This is a genomic window from Streptomyces sp. NPDC002044, from assembly GCF_040296725.1.
Taxonomy (GTDB): Bacteria; Actinomycetota; Actinomycetes; order Streptomycetales; family Streptomycetaceae; genus Streptomyces; species Streptomyces antarcticus.
The window spans coordinates 1-16,091 of the sequence record NZ_JBEOXU010000140.1 but is presented as its reverse complement, the minus strand read 5'-3'; the positions used below and the strand labels follow the sequence as shown (position 1 = coordinate 16,091).

The 16,091-nt window shown below is 73.4% G+C and carries 15 protein-coding genes; 10 read left to right on the top strand and 5 right to left on the bottom strand.

Annotated features, from left to right (window positions below; genetic code table 11):
* Positions 1 to 224: 224 nt before the first annotated feature.
* A complete protein-coding gene (locus ABT106_RS26090; protein ID WP_351281838.1) occupies positions 225 to 1,913 on the bottom strand; it encodes a ricin-type beta-trefoil lectin domain protein in 1,689 nt (562 codons plus the stop codon).
* Positions 1,914 to 2,091: 178 nt separating this feature from the next.
* Here ABT106_RS26090 and ABT106_RS26085 point away from each other — a divergent pair, with 178 nt between their 5' ends.
* On the top strand, positions 2,092 to 2,733 hold the full coding sequence (locus ABT106_RS26085; protein ID WP_351281836.1) for a TetR/AcrR family transcriptional regulator: 642 nt from the start codon (positions 2,092 to 2,094) through the stop codon (positions 2,731 to 2,733).
* 14 nt (positions 2,734 to 2,747) lie between these two features.
* A complete protein-coding gene (locus tag ABT106_RS26080) occupies positions 2,748 to 3,689 on the top strand; it encodes a serine/threonine dehydratase (RefSeq protein WP_351281833.1) in 942 nt (313 codons plus the stop codon).
* A gap of 7 nt (positions 3,690 to 3,696) precedes the next feature.
* Here ABT106_RS26080 and ABT106_RS26075 read toward each other — a convergent pair whose 3' ends face one another.
* A complete protein-coding gene (locus tag ABT106_RS26075) occupies positions 3,697 to 4,158 on the bottom strand; it encodes a universal stress protein (protein WP_351281830.1) in 462 nt (153 codons plus the stop codon).
* 189 nt (positions 4,159 to 4,347) lie between these two features.
* Between ABT106_RS26075 and ABT106_RS26070 the strand changes: the two genes are divergently transcribed.
* On the top strand, positions 4,348 to 4,713 hold the full coding sequence (locus ABT106_RS26070; protein WP_351281827.1) for a hypothetical protein: 366 nt from the start codon (positions 4,348 to 4,350) through the stop codon (positions 4,711 to 4,713).
* Positions 4,714 to 4,865: 152 nt separating this feature from the next.
* On the opposite strand, the gene ABT106_RS26065 is transcribed toward ABT106_RS26070, so the two are convergent.
* A complete protein-coding gene (locus ABT106_RS26065) occupies positions 4,866 to 5,078 on the bottom strand; it encodes a hypothetical protein (RefSeq protein ID WP_351281824.1) in 213 nt (70 codons plus the stop codon).
* A 43-nt stretch (positions 5,079 to 5,121) separates the two neighbouring features.
* On the opposite strand from ABT106_RS26065, the gene ABT106_RS26060 reads away from it, so the two are divergent.
* The 6 genes from ABT106_RS26060 (at position 5,122) to ABT106_RS26035 (ending at position 14,170) form a co-directional block, all read left to right on the top strand.
* Positions 5,122 to 6,456, top strand: a complete 1,335-nt coding sequence (locus ABT106_RS26060) for an ABC transporter substrate-binding protein (RefSeq protein WP_351281821.1) — start codon at positions 5,122 to 5,124, stop codon at positions 6,454 to 6,456.
* 131 nt (positions 6,457 to 6,587) lie between these two features.
* A complete protein-coding gene (locus ABT106_RS26055) occupies positions 6,588 to 7,481 on the top strand; it encodes a carbohydrate ABC transporter permease (protein WP_351281819.1) in 894 nt (297 codons plus the stop codon).
* Complete coding sequence (locus tag ABT106_RS26050) at positions 7,478 to 8,353, top strand: carbohydrate ABC transporter permease (protein WP_351281816.1); 876 nt, start codon at positions 7,478 to 7,480, stop codon at positions 8,351 to 8,353. The genes ABT106_RS26055 and ABT106_RS26050 overlap by 4 nt, the downstream gene beginning before the upstream one ends.
* Before the next feature lie 54 nt (positions 8,354 to 8,407).
* Positions 8,408 to 11,431, top strand: a complete 3,024-nt coding sequence (locus ABT106_RS26045) for an alpha-mannosidase (protein ID WP_351281813.1) — start codon at positions 8,408 to 8,410, stop codon at positions 11,429 to 11,431.
* Between the two features lie 209 nt (positions 11,432 to 11,640).
* The gene (locus ABT106_RS26040; protein WP_351281811.1) at positions 11,641 to 13,662 is read left to right on the top strand and encodes an oxidoreductase; all 2,022 of its coding nucleotides are present in this window, start codon (positions 11,641 to 11,643) and stop codon (positions 13,660 to 13,662) included.
* A 94-nt stretch (positions 13,663 to 13,756) separates the two neighbouring features.
* A complete protein-coding gene (locus tag ABT106_RS26035; RefSeq protein ID WP_351281808.1) occupies positions 13,757 to 14,170 on the top strand; it encodes a PaaI family thioesterase in 414 nt (137 codons plus the stop codon).
* A 34-nt stretch (positions 14,171 to 14,204) separates the two neighbouring features.
* Here the strand turns inward: ABT106_RS26035 and ABT106_RS26030 are convergent, their stop codons facing one another.
* On the bottom strand, positions 14,205 to 14,405 hold the full coding sequence (locus ABT106_RS26030; RefSeq protein WP_351281805.1) for a hypothetical protein: 201 nt from the start codon (positions 14,403 to 14,405) through the stop codon (positions 14,205 to 14,207).
* A gap of 11 nt (positions 14,406 to 14,416) precedes the next feature.
* On the opposite strand from ABT106_RS26030, the gene ABT106_RS26025 reads away from it, so the two are divergent.
* The gene (locus ABT106_RS26025; protein WP_351281802.1) at positions 14,417 to 14,869 is read left to right on the top strand and encodes an SRPBCC family protein; all 453 of its coding nucleotides are present in this window, start codon (positions 14,417 to 14,419) and stop codon (positions 14,867 to 14,869) included.
* Between the two features lie 266 nt (positions 14,870 to 15,135).
* Here ABT106_RS26025 and ABT106_RS26020 read toward each other — a convergent pair.
* Positions 15,136 to 16,091, bottom strand: a 956-nt coding sequence (locus ABT106_RS26020) for an alpha/beta hydrolase (protein WP_351281800.1), incomplete at its 5' end; no start/stop codon positions are given.

Sequence of the window (16,091 nt, the reverse complement as noted above, 5' to 3'; positions counted from 1 at the left end):
CGGGCGCGGCCCCCGCGCACAGCAGGGCCAGCAGCGCCGCCGGAAGCGCGGTGAGGGCGGCCGGGCGGGGCAGCGCCCGCCGCCCGCCGCGCGGCGTCGGGTACGTCGTCGGCTGGGTCATCCGCTCGGCCATCCTCGGGGTCGTCCGCTTCCTTGTCCGCTTGTCTTCCGTCCGCCGTCCGGATCCTCGCCCGGGCGGTGTCCGGCTGCCGGCCCGCGTGCCGTCAGACCGGCAGGGTCCAGACCTGGTCGACCCGGTGGTCGCCGCAGGACTCCAGGCGCAGCCGCTCGGCCGGGGCGTCCGGGGTCGCCGCCGCCGCGGGCGCCGTCAGGCACAGGCCGGTCGCCGCGTCGGTCAGGGTTCCGGTCCGGTCGTGCGTCCAGTCCTGCCCGGGCTCGCGCGACTGCCGCGGTGCGCAGGAGGCCAGCTCCACCAGCCCGTCCTCGCCCGCCGTCAGGCACTTGCCGGCGAGGCGGAGACTGCCGTCGCGGCCCGCCGTCCACCGCTGGTCGGGGGCCCCGGTGCAGGCGGCCATGACGACCGAGCCGACGCCGGTGGTGCTCGCCCCGTCGGCACACTTGGCGGCGGAGCCGACGACCTGTCCGGTCGGGACCGCCTCGGCGCAGCCGCGCGGGGTGAGCCGCCACACCGCGGTGTCGTGGGCGGCCAGCCGCCCGGTCAGCGCGTCCGCGACGCTGTGGCGCTCCCCGCTCCACAGGTCCTTCGCGTCGGCGGTGCAGCCGGTCAGGCCGACCTCGTCGAGCGGCACGCGGATGTCGCGCGCACTGCCCGAGCGGTTGAGCACGGCCACCGCGCGGTCGCCGTTCGCCAGGTCCCGCGTCAGGATCTCGAAGGTGGCGTTGGAAGAGACGACCGCGCCCTGACGGCCCAGCGGGTCCTGGTCCAGCTCGATCAGATCGGTGTTCCCGAGCGCGGCGAGGCCCTCGGGCGTCAGCTCGGACACCTGCGAGGACAGGATGAACGGGGCCGCCATCATGGCCCAGAGGGCGACCTGGCTGCGGCTCTCGGCCGCGGTGAGCCCGGGGGCGCCCGCGATCAGGAAGTCGGGGTCGTTCCAGTTGCCCGGACCCGCGTACCGGCCGAGCCAGCGGTTGTAGCCGTAATTGCCCATGACCGAGTTCCAGCGGGAGGCCGCGGGGGTGGCCGGCTTGTACACCTGGATGTCGCGGCCCTCGCGCCACAGTTGGCCGGTCTCGCCGACCCACCCGAGCACCCGGTGCCAGTCGGTGCCGCCCCACTCGCCCTGCTGGAAGTAGGCGGGCGCGGAGGCCGACAGCACCATGTCGCGGCCGCTCTCGCGCAGCCCCTTCGCGACGGCGTTGTAGGCGTCGCGGTACGCCTGCTCCTTCGTCGTACCCGGCGGCACCCAGAGGTTGCAGCCGTCCATCTTGACGTAGTCGACCTTCCAGGACGCGAACTGCCGCGCGTCCTCGGCGTAGTGGTCCGCGCCCCCGCCCTGGGGGGAGCCGCTTCCGGGGTACTTCTCGCAGGTGAGGTACCCGGCGTCCTGGTAGATGCCGAACTTCAGGCCCTTGGCGTGCAGGTACTCGCCGAGCCAGGCCATGCCGTGCGGGAACTTCCCCGTGTCGACGACCAGCGCGCCCTGCGCGTCGCGGCTCTTCGTCATCCAGCAGTCGTCCACGGTGACCGTGTCGTAGCCCTTGGCGGCGAGTCCGGTCGACACGAGGGCGTCGGCGTTCGCGACGACCTTGGCCTCGTCGATGTCGCACATGTAGTGCGCCCAGTTGTTCCAGCCCATGGGCGGGGTGAGCGCGAGCGGGGTGTCCGAGGTCGCGGTCGGCTCGGCCGCCGCGGGGGCGGGGGCGAGCGCGAGGGCGAGCAGGGCGGCCGCTGTCAGGCAGGGGAGCGTCGCACGCAGGCGAGGCGGCACGGAGACTCCTTGACGTGGGGGCTGTCGTGCGCCCAGTGCAGCGGGGCGGCTACGCACTGTCAACGCATGTCGATGGTTATCGCACAATGACCAGCAATATGGCCGCAGTCGGCATCACGCGAAGGAGTGAAGAGGGGACGCCCCAGCGTGAGATACGTCGTATGTTACGGTGTATCTCATGCCGAGACGATCCATGGCCCTGGACCGCGCGACCCCCGCGGTGATCGCCGTCGCCGCCCTGCGCGTCCTCGACGAGCACGGGCCCGAGGGCCTCAGCTTCCGCGCCCTCGCCGAACGGCTCGGCGTCTCGCACGCCACCGTCCAGCGCCGCTGCACCGACCTCGCCGGACTGCTGGACCTGTGCACCGAGCACCTGGCCGCCCAGCTTCCCGAAGTGCCCCCCGGCACCGACTGGGCGCAGGCCACCGAGCAGCGCTTCCGCGCGCTGTACCGGCTGCTGGTCGCCCACCCCGGGCTGCTGGTGCTGCGCGGCGGCCGGCCCTGGCTCGGCCGGCAGCTGCTGGCCCGGCTCGTCGAGCCCGCCCTCGCCGACAGCGTGGCCGCCGGGATGACCCCCGCCGAGGCGATGACCGCGTACCGCCGCATGTACCTGCTCACCCTGGGCAGCGCCGCCTTCGTGGACCACCGCGACCCGGAGGGGGCCACCGCCGCTTCCCGGGCTGCCCTGGCCGCGCTGGACCCGCAGGAGTTCCCCGTGCTGTCCGGCGGGCTGGCCGACGTACTGCCGCCCCTGACGGACCACGAGGTCTACCACGGCGCCCTGCGCCAGCTCATCGACGCCGCCCGGCCCACCACCTGACGGGGAGACCGCCCATGCAACCTGAACAGCAGCTCGACTACGCGGCCGTGCGCGCCGCCGCCGGCCGGATCGCCGGCGGGATACGGCCCGTCGCCGTGGCCCCGGCCGCCGACGGGGTCTGGTACGCGCTGGAACACCTCCAGCACACCGGCTCCTTCAAGGCCCGCGGCGCCCGCAACTTCCTCGCCGCCCACCACCGCGCCGGCACCCTCCCGGCCGCCGGGGTCACCATCGCCTCCGGCGGCAACGCGGGCCTCGCCTGCGCCTGGGCGGCCCGCGCCCAGGCCGTGCCCGCCACCGTGTTCCTGCCCGCGAACGCCCCGCGCGTGAAGGTGGAGCGGCTGCGCGGCTACGGGGCCGAGGTCCGGCTCGTCGGCGACCGGTACGCCCACGCCCTCGAAGCCTGCCGGGAGTTCGCCGCCGAGAGCGGAGCCCTGAGCAGCCACGCCTACGACCATCCGCTGATCGCGGCCGGCGCCGGAACCCTGCTCGACGAGATCCGGGCCGCGCTGCCCGGGCTGGACGCCGTGGTCGTCGCGGTCGGCGGCGGCGGACTGTTCGCCGGGGTGGCGACCGCCGCGCGCGAGCACGGCGTACGGGTGCTCGCCGCCGAGCCGGAGAACTGCCGGGCGCTGAACGCGGCCCTGGCCGCGGGCCGTCCCGTGGACGTCGAGGTCGACTCGGTCGCCGCCGACTCCCTCGGAGCCACCCGGGTCTCGGCGGACGCGCTCGCGGCCGCCCGGCACACCACCGTGCGGTCGGTCCTCGTACCGGACGCGGAGATCACCGCCGCCCGGCGCTCCCTCTGGGAGGAACACCGCCTCGTGGTCGAGGCGGCCGCGGCCACCGCCGTGGCGGCGCTCAGGGGCGCCCCGGAGCCGCTGGGCGAGCGGGTCGCCGTCATCCTGTGCGGGGCGAACACCGACCCGGCGGACCTGGCGGCGCCCGGGGTGTGAGGTGGCGTCAGCCGACGGCCGCGCCCGGGTCCGCGCGCACCACGACGACGGTGCTCGTGGCGTACTGGACCACCTGCTGGCTCACCGAGCCGAGCAGCGCGCCCTTGATGCCGCCGTACCCGCGGGTGCCCACCACCGTCAGCTCCGCCTCCGCGGACGCCTCCACCAGGACCCGGGCCGCCGCCCCGTGCTCGACCCGGCGGAAGACGGGCACGCCGGGCGAGGTGCCCACGGCCTCGGCCACCGTGTCGGCGAGCTTCAGGCGGGCGGCCTCCTCGGCGGTGACGAGCTCGGCCCGCGCCACGTCGGGGGCCACCCCGAACGGGTTGGTGTTCCACTCCCAGCACATCACGGCGTGCACCCGGGCGCCGGTGGCCTTGGCCTGGCGGACCGCCCAGCGCAGGGCCTCCTTCGAATGCTTCGAACCGTCCACGCCGACGACGATCAGCGGCAGGGCGGGCTCGCTCATGGTGCTTCCTCTCGGTCCGTCCGGATGATCCCTTCTCTCCCTGTATACACGGGAGAGGGGGGCCGGCCTCGAACGACGATCGTCGCGCGGGCCGACGACTTTCGAGGACGGTGCCGGGGCCCCGCCCGCTGCGAAGGTCGGAGCGTCACGGTGAACGGCACCGGACGCGGCACGGCATGGAGGAACGGCGTGGCTCAGCGCAAGGGTTGCCTGATCGGGTGCGGCATCGCGGCGGTGGTGGGCATCGGCCTCATCGCGGCCCTCGTCTTCGGGGCCTCCAAGATCCTGGACGCCGCGGACAAGACCCTGCTAGACCCGAAGGTGTACGCGGCGGCCGAGGTGGGCCGGCCGGAGCAGGAGGTGCGCGAGCGGCTCCCGTCGGGCGAGACGTTCATCAAGTCCAGCCTCAGGGAGGGCGGTCCCGCCGAGCCGGCGGACAGCACCTGCTCGTGGTACCTGTCCGACGGCGACCCGGTGGGCGGCACGGAGACGGTGTTCCGCCTCTGCTTCAAGGACGGCAAGCTCGCGGAGAAGGTCCAGTACCCCATGAAGTAGGTGCGCCGCAGGTCGCCTTGAGGGGGTCATTGGGGGCCAGGGACCGTACCAGCGGGGCGGGGTCGCCCGGCGCGGGACGGAAGGGTTGCGCGGCATGCGGCACGCGGGATGAAGCGCGCGAGTGCGCGCCGCCGTGAACCGTCGATATGGAGTCAGACTCCGGCGGTCAGGCGGGCTTCGCCGTCCACCCGGTGCCGTCTTCGGCGCTCCTCGTGCCACGGCGCATCAGTCCAGTCGGGGGCCGGTGCGGAAGGGGCCCGGGGGCGGGTGGGGCGTTCCTGTCCGGCAGGGGCGGCCCGGATGTCACCGGCCATCGCGTCCGCCGCCTCGTTGACGCGATTCCGCTCGCGGACGACCGTGGTCACCGCTCTCCGGCAGAGAGGCCGGACTTCTGCGAAGGCGGCGACGATGACGCGATCGAACCTGACCCGTACCGCTGTCGCCACACTCGTGGCGGGCACGCTGCTGTCGACCTCCGCGTGCGGTCTCGGCGGTGGGGGCGGAGAGGTGGGGGAGGCGGAGCTGACGGGCAAGGTGTCCGGTGGGATCACGTTCCGCACCCTGCAGCTGAAGCCCGTGTTCACGTCCTACGTGCAGGGTGTGATCGACGCCTTCGAGGAGGAGCACCCCGACGTCGAGGTCACGTGGGAGGACGTCCCCGGCGACGGCTACAACGAGAAGCTGGTGGCCGACGCCCGGGCCGGAACCCTCCCGGACGTGGTCAACCTCTCCACCGACTCCTTCCAGCTCCTCGGCGACCGGGGCATGCTCGCCGACGTGGCCCAACTCGACGGGGCTCTGGCCGTGGAGTACGTGCCCGGCGCCTGGGAGCAGTTCAAGCTCCCCGGCAAGGGCGACGGCGTGTACGCCTACCCCTGGTACGTGACCCCGGAGATCCTCACCTACAACAGCGAGCTGTTCGAGAGGTCCGGACTGGATCCGGCCGAACCGCCCACGAGCGTCGAGCAGTTCTTCGACCAGGCCGAGCGGATCGCCGCCGGAGCCGGGGGCCGGTACGCCGCCTTCATGGCCGACCCCAAGGGCAGGCTGCCCGGGGACTGGCAGAAGATGGGCGTACCGATCCTGAACGAGAGGCGGGACCGGTTCACCTTCGACACCGGCAAGGCCGTCGAGTGGGTGGAGCGGATGAAGGACCTCTACGCCAAGGGCGCGATGCCCAGGGAATCGCTGCTCAGGTCCGACGACATCAATCAGCTCTACGGCGCGGGCAAACTCGTCTTCGGCCCCGGCTCCCCGGGCTTCGTCAAGGACATCAGGCAGAACGCCCCCCAGGTGTACGCGAAGACCCGGGTCGCCGGTGCCGTCACCGGAACGCTCGGCCACATCGGCATCTACGCCCAGTCGCTCGGCATCAGGAAGGACACCGGGCACCTCGACGCGGCGGCCGCGTTCGCCCGGTGGGTCACCAACGGGCCCAACCAGGTGGAGTTCTCCCGGAAGGCCACCATCTACCCGTCCAACGCCCAGGGCCTCACCGACCCGCTGTTCTCCGACCGGGGCGACGGGAAGGACGCCGAGACGGTCGCCCGAGCGGTCGGCGCCGAACAGCTGAAGAGGGCCGCGCTCGACGCCAACACCCCGGTCCAGTGGACCAACCAGGTCGGCGACGCCGTCGTACGCGAGATGCAGAAGGCCATCAAGGGCGAACAGGACCCCCGGTCGGCGGTGAAGAAGGCCCAGGAGGAGGCCAACCGGCTCCTCGCCGACGCGGCCGCCCGGTGAGCGCGGCGCAGGAGACACCGGGACCCAAGACACCGGGACCCAGGGCACCGGGACCGAGGGCGCCGGGACCGAGGAGCCGGCGCGCCGCCCGGAGGGAGGCCGCCAGGCGGGGCAGGCGGGCGCGGACGGCCATGGAGGCCGGCACGGGGCTGGTGCACCGCTCGTGGTGGACCCCGTACCTGTTCCTCGCGCCCGGCCTGGTGATGGTGTGCCTGTTCAGCCTCTGGCCGTTCGCCAACACCGTCATCCTCTCCTTCACCGACGCGCGGATCCTGCGCGGCGGCACCTTCGTCGGCTTCGCCAACTACGCCCGCGCCTTCGCCGATCCCGACTTCTGGGTCGCGGCCGGCAACAGCGTGCTCTACCTCCTGGTCGTCGTACCGTGCCTGGTCTTCCTGCCGCTGGCCCTCGCCGTCCTCGTACAGGCGAAGATCCCCGGCATCGGCGTCTTCCGCTCCGCCTTCTACACGCCGGTGATCGCCTCGGCCGTGGTCGTCGGTCTGATCTGGCAGTGGGTGCTGCGCAGCGACGGCCTGGTCAACACCGTCTTCCTGAAGCTGAGGATCGTCTCCGAGCCGGTCCCGTTCCTGACCGACAGCACCATGCTGCTGGTGTCCGCGATGATCGTGACGGTGTGGAAGGGCCTCGGCTACTACATGGTCTTCTACCTCGCCGCCCTCGGGAACGTCCCCGCCGCGCTCCACGAGGCGGCCGCGATCGACGGCGCCGGCACCGTGCGCCGCTTCCTCAGCATCACCGTCCCCCAGGTGAAGCCGATGATGCTGCTGGTCGGCACCCTCTCCGCGATCTCCGCGCTCCGCGTCTTCACCGAGATCTACATCCTCGGGGGCGAGAGCGGCGGCCCCGGCGGCGGCGCGCGCACCCTGCCCTTCCTCATCCGGCAGGTCGGCCTGGGTTTCGCCGGCGAGACCGGATACGCCTCCGCCCTGTCCATCCTGCTGTTCCTCCTGACGCTGGTCTTCAGCCTGCTGGGCCGACGCCTGTCGAAGGGCGACGAGACATGAGCGCACCGTCCCTCCCCGGCGGGCCGGAGCCCCGGCGCTCCCGCGCCGGCCGCGGGCGCCGGTGGACCGGCCGCGCCGCCCGGTACACCACGCTCCTGCTGATGCTCGTCGTCATGCTCGGTCCGATCGCCTGGCAGTTCCTGACCTCGATCCGCGGCCGCACCGAGAACGTGTACGACGGGGTGCTGCCCTCGCACCCCACCCTCGACCACTACGTCCGGGTCGCCGAGACGTTCCCGCTGCTCCAGTACCTGGGCAACACCCTCGTCGTCGCGGCCCTCGCCGTCACCTCGAACACGCTGTTCGCGGCGATGGGCGGCTACGCCCTCTCCCGGGCCGCGTGGAAGGGCCGCAGGACGGTCTTCACCGTGCTCGTGGCGACCCTGATGTTCCCGTTCGAGTCCGTCATGATCTCGATGTTCCTCACGGTCCGGGAGATGGGTCTGGTCGACACCCTCATCGGCGTGTGGCTCCCCGGGGCCGTCTCCGTCCTCAACGTCATGCTCATGCGAGCGGCCTTCCTGGCGGTGCCCCGGGAGGTCGAGGAGGCGGCGGTCCTGGACGGCGCCAACGAGTGGACCCGTTTCGCCCGGGTCTTCCTGCCCTCCGCGAAGGGGGCCCTGGCGGTCGTCTGCCTCACCAGTTTCATGGGCGCCTGGGACGACTTCCTGTGGCCCCTGCTCGTTCTCACCGACAGCGACAACTACACCCTGCAACTGGGCCTGAAGACACTGGCCGGCGCCACCACGGTCAACGACCAGCGGCTCATCGCGGCCGGCGCGATGACCGCGCTGATCCCGATGATGCTGCTCTTCCTCGCCCTCCAGCGCTTCTTCTTCAAGGGCGTGGGCGAGGGGGCGGTCAAGACCTGAGCCGCCGGCCCGGCCCCGTCCGCCGACCGCACCCGCCTCCCTGGAGTAGCCGTCATGCACGACGACCGCAGCATCACCGAGCACCGCCTCCGCCGCGTCCTCAAGGAGCGGATCAAGCCCGCCGTCCGCACCCGGACGGTCCCGCTGGCCGTCGAGCGCTGGGAGGCCCCCGGCGAGCCCGTGCCCGTCGCCGAGGGCCTCGGCGCCGCGTACGGGCCCTGCGCGGCCGGCGACGCCTGGGGCCCCGCCTGGGGCACCACCTGGTTCAAGGTCACCGGCACCGTACCGGCGGAGTGGGCCGGCCGTACGGTGGAGGCCGTCCTCGACCTCGGCTTCGACCGGATGATGCCGGGGTTCCAGTGCGAGGGACTGGTCCACCGGGCCGACGGCGGCGAGATCAAGGCGCTCAACCCGTACAACGACTGGGTGCGCGTCGCCGACCGGGCCGAGGGCGGCGAGCGGATCGAGTGGTACGTCGAGGCCGCCTCCAACCCCGTCCTCGTCGACCACGCCGCGACCTACGAGGGCGACCGGCAGACCAGCGGCGACCAGCCGCTCTACCGGCTCGCCCGGATGGACCTGACCGTCTTCGAGACCGAGGTCTGGGAACTGGTCCAGGACCTGGAGGTGCTCCAGGACCTCATGACGCAGCTCGACACCGCAGATGCCCGCCGGTACGGGATCCTGCGCGCCCTCGACGCCGCCCTCGACGCGGTGGACCTCGGGGACGTGCCCGGCTCGGCCGCGGCAGCCCGTACCCACCTCGCCGCGGCGCTGGCCGCTCCCGCCCACGCCTCCGCGCACCGGATCAGCGCGGTGGGCCACGCGCACATCGACTCCGCGTGGCTGTGGCCGCTGCGCGAGACGGTCCGCAAGGTCTCGCGCACCGCGTCCAACGTGGTCGCCCTGATGGACGAGCACCCCGAGTTCGTGTTCGCGATGTCCCAGGCGCAACAGCTCGACTGGATCAAGACCTACCGGCCGGAGCTGTTCGAGCGGATCAAGAAGAAGGTCGCGGAGGGCCGGTTCGTGCCCGTCGGCGGGATGTGGGTGGAGTCCGACACGAACATGGTGGGCGGCGAGGCCATGGCCCGCCAGTTCCTCTACGGCAAGAAGTTCTTCCTCGACGAGTTCGGCATCGAGACGCACACCGTCTGGCTCCCCGACTCCTTCGGCTACACGGCCGCCCTGCCGCAGATCGTCCGGCTCTGCGGCTGCACGTCGTTCCTGACCCAGAAGCTCTCCTGGTCCCAGGTCAACGCGTTCCCCCACCACACCTTCCGGTGGGAGGGCATCGACGGAACCCGTGTCTTCACGCACTTCCCGCCCGTCGACACCTACAACTCCGACCTCGGCGGCGCCCAGCTGGCGCACGCGGCCCGCAACTACCGCGAGAAGGGCCGGGGTTCGCGTTCCCTGGTCCCCTTCGGCTGGGGCGACGGCGGCGGCGGCCCCACGCGCGAGCACCTCGCCCGCGCCCGGCGGCAGCGGGATTTGGAGGGCTCCCCGCGGGTCGAGATCGAGCGCCCCGACGCCTTCTTCGACAAGGCCCGCGCCGAGTACGAGGACGCCCCCGTCTGGGCCGGCGAACTCTACCTGGAGCTCCACCGCGGCACCTACACCTCCCAGGCCAAGACCAAGCAGGGCAACCGGCGCGGCGAGTCCCTGCTGCGCGAGGCGGAGCTGTGGGCGGCCACCGCCGCCGTGCGGGCGCCGGAGTACGCGTATCCGTACGAGGATCTGGAGCGGATCTGGAAGACGGTGCTCCTGCACCAGTTCCACGACATCCTGCCCGGATCCTCCATCGCCTGGGTGCACCGCGAGGCGCGCGAGACGTACGGGCGACTGGGAGCGGAACTCGCGGGGATCACCCGGACCGCGCAGAGCGCGCTGGCGGGGGACGGCGACCGGGAGCTGGTCTTCAACTGCGCTCCGCACGCCCGGCGCGGCATCCCCGCCGGCGGCGCAGGCCGACCCGCAGCGGCCGGCGAGCCGGTCACGGTGCGGGAGCGCCACGGCGGCGGGCACGTCCTGGCCAACGGGCGGCTGCGGGTGGAGGTCGACGGCCGCGGCCTGATCGTGTCGGCCTACGACCTCGAAGCCGGCCGGGAGTCCGTCGCACCGGGCGCGGCCGCCAACCTGCTCCAGATCCACCCCGACGTCCCGAACATGTGGGACGCCTGGGACATCGACGCGTTCTACCGCAACAGCGTCACCGACCTCGTGGACCTGGACGCCCTGGACGTCACCGACGACGGGCCGGTCTCGGCCACCGTCCGCGCCACCCGCTCCTTCGGCTCCTCCTCGGCCGTCCAGTCGGTGACGCTCCGGGCAGGTGCCAAGACGGTGGACATCGTCACGGTCGTGGAGTGGCACGAGACGGAGAAGTTCCTGAAGGCCGCCTTCCCGCTGGACGTGAAGGCCGAACGGTCGGCCTCCGAGACGCAGTTCGGACACGTCTACCGGGCCACGCACACCAACACCTCATGGGAGGCGGCCAAGTTCGAGATCTGCGCCCACCGCTGGATCCACGTGGAGGAACCCGGCTGGGGCGCGGCCCTGCTCAACGACTCCACGTACGGGCACGACGTGACCCGCGACGTACGGTCCGACGGCGGCCAGACCACCACCGTACGGCTCTCCCTCCTGCGGGCGCCGCGCTACCCCGACCCGGAGACCGACCAGGGCTCCCACACCCTGCGCTTCTCCCTCGCGCCGGGAGCCGGCATCGCCGACGCGGTCCGCGAGGGCCACGCGCTGAACCTGCCCGAACGCACCCTGACCGGCGCCGGCCCGGTGGCGCCCCTGGTGACCGTGGACGACGACGCGGTGGTCGTCGAGTCGGTCAAGCTCGCCGAGGACCGCGGCGGCGACGTGATCGTCCGCCTCTACGAGTCCCGCGGCGGCCGGGCCCGGGCCACCCTCGCGGCCGGCTTCCCGCTCGCGGCGGCGGTCGAGAGCGACCTCCTGGAGCGGCCGATGGAGGGAACGGCGGTCGGCCCGGCCACCCCGGCGGGCACGGTCCCGCTGACGCTGCGCCCGTTCCAGATCGTCACGGTCCGCCTGCGCCGCGCCTGACCGGGGGCGGGCGACGCTGCCGGGCGGCCCGGGGGAGGCCGTTCCGGCAGCGCCGCGGCCGTGAACTCCGCCACAGGGGAGGCGGGCCCCGGCCCGTGGTTGCGGTCGGGACCGCGCGGAACGTCCGCATTCGGTTATGCACCTAGTTGCAAAACATGCGCCGGCTCGCTAGAACAGGGTCATCACCCCCGCGCGAGGAGGCGCCCCCCATGTCGCAGAGCCGGTACCCGCACCTGTTGAGCCCGCTGGACCTCGGTTTCACCACGCTGCCCAACCGCGTGGTCATGGGATCCATGCACACCGGCCTGGAGGAGCACGCGGGCGGCTTCGAGCGCCTCGCCGCCTTCTACGCCGAGCGCGCCCGCGGCGGTGTCGGCCTGATCGTCACCGGCGGCATCGCCCCCAACGACGCCGGCCGCCCCTTCGAGGGCGGCTCCCGCCTCACCACCGAGGAGGAGGCGGCCGAGCACCGGGTGATCACCGAGGCCGTGCACGCCGAGGGCGGGAAGATCGCGATGCAGATCCTCCACTTCGGCCGCTACGCCTACCACAAGGACCTGGTCGCCCCCAGCCCGCTCCAGGCCCCGATCAGCCCGTTCGTCCCGAACGAGCTGACCGACATCGAGGTCGAGCGCACGGTCGAGGACTTCGTCCGCGCCGCCCGCCTGGCGAAGCTCGCCGGCTACGACGGCGTCGAGATCATGGGCTCCGAGGGCTACCTCGTCAACGAGTTCATCGCCGCCGCGACCAACCGCCGCACCGACCGCTGGGGCGGCGCGTACGAGAACCGCGTCCGCTTCCCGCTGGAGATCGTCCGGCGCACCCGCGCGGCCGTCGGCGAGGACTTCATCCTCGTCTACCGCCTCTCCATGCTGGACCTGATCCCCGGCGGCTCCACCCTCGACGAGGTCGTCCGCCTCGCCAAGGAGGTCGAGGCCGCCGGCGCCACCATCATCAACACCGGCATCGGCTGGCACGAGGCCCGCATCCCCACCATCGCCACCTCCGTCCCGCGCGGCGCGTACACCTGGGTGACGAAGCGGCTGATGGGCGCGGTGAGCGTTCCGCTCGTCACCAGCAACCGCATCAACACCCCCGAGATCGCCGAGGAACTGCTCGCCGACGGACGCGCCGACCTGGTCTCCATGGCCCGCCCCTTCCTCGCCGACGCCGACTTCGTCGCCAAGGCCGCGGCCGGCCGCTCCGAGACCATCAACACCTGCATCGGCTGCAACCAGGCGTGCCTGGACCACACCTTCAGCGGCAAGATCACCAGCTGCCTGGTCAATCCGCGCGCCTGCCACGAAACCGAACTGGTCCTCGCGCCCACCCGGCTGAAGAAGAGCGTCGCCGTCGTCGGAGCCGGCCCCGCCGGGCTGGCCTGCGCCGTCTCCGCCGCCGGCCGCGGCCACGCCGTCACCCTCTTCGAGGCGGCCGGGCACATCGGCGGCCAGCTCGACGTCGCCCGCCGCATCCCCGGCAAGGAGGAGTTCGACGAGACCATCCGCTACTTCGGCACCCAGCTCGTGGAGAGCGGGGTGGAGGTACGCCTGAACACCCGCGCCGACGTGCGGACCCTCGAAGGCTTCGACGAGGTGGTCATCGCCACCGGGGTCACCCCCCGCACCCCCGACATCGAGGGCGTGGACCACCCCAGCGTCGTCGACTACCTCGACGTGCTGCGCGACGGCGCCCCGGTCGGCGGGCGCGTCGCCGTGGTCGGGGCGGGCGGCATCGGCTTCGACGTCGCGGAGTTCCTCACCGACAGCGGCGAGGGCGCCTCCCAGGATCCCGCCGTGTACTTCCGGCACTGGGGCGTGGACACCTCGTACGCCGGACCCGGCGGGCTCACCGCCCCCGAGCGGCCCGCCCCGCCGCGCCGGGTGCACCTGCTCCAGCGCAAGACCACCAAGGTCGGCGCGGGCCTGGGCACCACCACCGGCTGGATCCACCGCGCGGAGCTCAAGCACCGCGGGGTCGTCTCCGTCGCCGGGGCCTCCTACGACCGCATCGACGACGAGGGCCTGCACATCACGGTGGGCGGCGAGCAGCGCCTGGTACCCGCCGACACCGTGGTCCTGTGCACCGGCCAGGAGCCGCGGCGCGACCTGTGGGAGGCGCTGCGCGAGGCGGGCGTCGAGGCGCACCTGATCGGCGGCGCCGACGTGGCCGCGGAACTCGACGCCAAGCGGGCCATCCGCCAGGGCACGGAGCTGGCCGCCGGTCTCTGAGCCGCAGGGCCCGCGGGCGGGAGATCCTCCCGGGGATGATCCTTTGCGGTCCAGGGTGTTGTGGCGGCCGGGCCCGGGCCGCCACAATCTCCTGGTGACGCTGACACCGGCAGACGCAGAGAAGATCCTCGCCGACCACTTCGCCCCCTGGGTGCTCGCCCTCGGCCTGACCGTCCAGGAGACGGGGGAGCGGCACGCCGTGCTGCGGCTGCCCTGGTCCGACACCCTGGCCCGGGACGGCGGCGGCCTCTGCGGACAGGCCCTGATGGCGGCGGCCGACACGGCCACGGTCATCGCCCTGTCCGCCGCGCGCGGGGAGTACGGGCCGATGACCACCGTCCAGCAGTCGACCAGCTTCCAGCGGCCGGTGACCGGCGTGGACGTGCTGATCCGCGTACGCGTCACCAAGCTCGGCCGGCGGATGGCCTTCGCCGACGTCACCATGACCCCCGAGGGCGCCGACGAGCCGGCGGCGACGGCCTCCACGGTCTACGCCCTGCTCGGCTGAGACCCACCCCGGCGCGCCCCGGCGGGGCGCCGCCTCAGCTCCCGGCGGCGACCGACGCGGCCGGGCCGACACCGGTGAGGCGTTCCGCCAGGTCCCACAGCCGTGCGTGCGCCGCCCGGTCCAGGGCCCGGCGGGTGGAGGTCCTGCTGTTCGGGCTGTTGGCGCGCGCCTGAGCCGCTCCTCTGCGATCGTGGGTCCCATTGCGGATCGCGTCGCGGACCGCACCGGGTCGCACGAGGAGTGGACATGTCGGGACAGTTCGAGGCGAGCGTGGAGATCGACCGGCCGATCGAGGCGGTCTTCGCCTACCTTGCCGACGGGCGCCACGACCCCGAGTTCAGCCCGCGGGTCCAGGAGATCACCAAGACGCCCGACGGCCCGACCGCCGTCGGCACGGTCTTCCGCAGCACGGTCAAGGACGCCGGGATGAAGACCGGCCGAGAGTTCCGCATCACCGCGTACGAGCCGCCGGGGCTGATCCGCTGGACCGAGCAGACCAAGAACCTGGTCACCGCGTCCGGCGGCTACGACCTCGAAGCCCTCCCCGGCGGCCGCACCCGCGTCCGGATCTTCAACACCCTGGAGGGCCACGGGATCGGCAAGCTCCTCGTGGGCCTGGCCGTGAGCGCGGCCCGCAAGGACGCCCCCGACTTCGGCCGCCGCATCAAGGCGGCGGCCGAAGCGTCCCTCGCCCCCTGAGGGGTGCCGAGCGCCGTGCCCGCCCGTGTGGCACCCCGGGGGGCCGTGATCACCAGGGTGAGTGAGGCGCGTGCACGTCCCGAACGGTTCGAGGAGTTCCGCGACGTGATCGTCTCCGCGGTGCGCGGGTTCCCCGGCCGCCACCCCGGTCTGGTGAACCACGAAGTCCTGCTCACACCGCCCGACTCGCGGCGCGTACGGCACTTCGCGCGCACCGCTGACCTGACCGCTGACCTGACCGCTCGGGCCGCCGGGGCCGCGGCCGGTCAGTCGCGGCTCCAGCGGAAGTCCGCCTCCGGGAAGCGGGCCGAGGGGGCGTCCAGGAGGGGGGAGCGGCGGCCCAGCAGGAACCGGTCGAAGAACGCGCGGGCGTAGGCCCGGATCACTTCCGCGGACCGCGCCGGGGCCAGGGTGCCCAGCAGCTCCGCGTACAGGTCCGCCGGCCAGGCGTCCCCCAGACCGCCCGGACCCGCGAAGTGCGGCACGTCGGTGAACGTCAGGTGGCCGCTGCCCGTGACCCGCACCTGGCGCGCCCAGCCGCGCTGGTGGCCGCGCCACCGCCGCCAGGTCTCGTGGTCCTCCAGCGCGGTCAGCAGCAGGTACGGCCGGTCCAGCCCGGCGTCCGCCACCGGCGAGCCGAAGAACGCCCCGTCCAGGCCCAGTCCGGCGCGGAAGCGGCCGTCCACACGCAGGGACTCGGCCGCCGCGGCCCCGCCCATCGAGTGGCCCAGGACCCCGATCCGTGCCGGGTCCGCGACCGGCCGCCCCGGCCGCCGTCCCCGTTCGCCCGGCCGGGTGAGCTCGGTGGCCACGAATCGCAGGTCGCCGACCCGGGCCGCGATCTCCAGCCGCTCCTGCGCGTCCCAGTCGGCGGGATCGTCGGGGAGCACGCCGCGCACGACCCGGCCGCCGGGGAACTCCACCGCTTCGGCGTCGAAGGTGTGGTCCACGCCCGCGACCAGGTAGCCGTGGGACGCCAACTCCTCGGCCAGGGCCGTGCAGTTGCCGCGCCCGCCCTTGCGGCCGTGGCCCAGCAGCAGCAGGGGCAGCGGCCCCGGGGCGGCCGGGGCGCCGGATCGCGCGTGCGGGCGTACGGCGGTCAGCGTCCCGGGCGTCAGCGGCAGCCCGGCCTCGACGGCGGCGCCGACCGCGGCCGTCGTGTAGGCGGCTCGCGGCCGGCCGGCGTCGCCGACGGCGGGGTACCACAGCTGGACCATCAGTT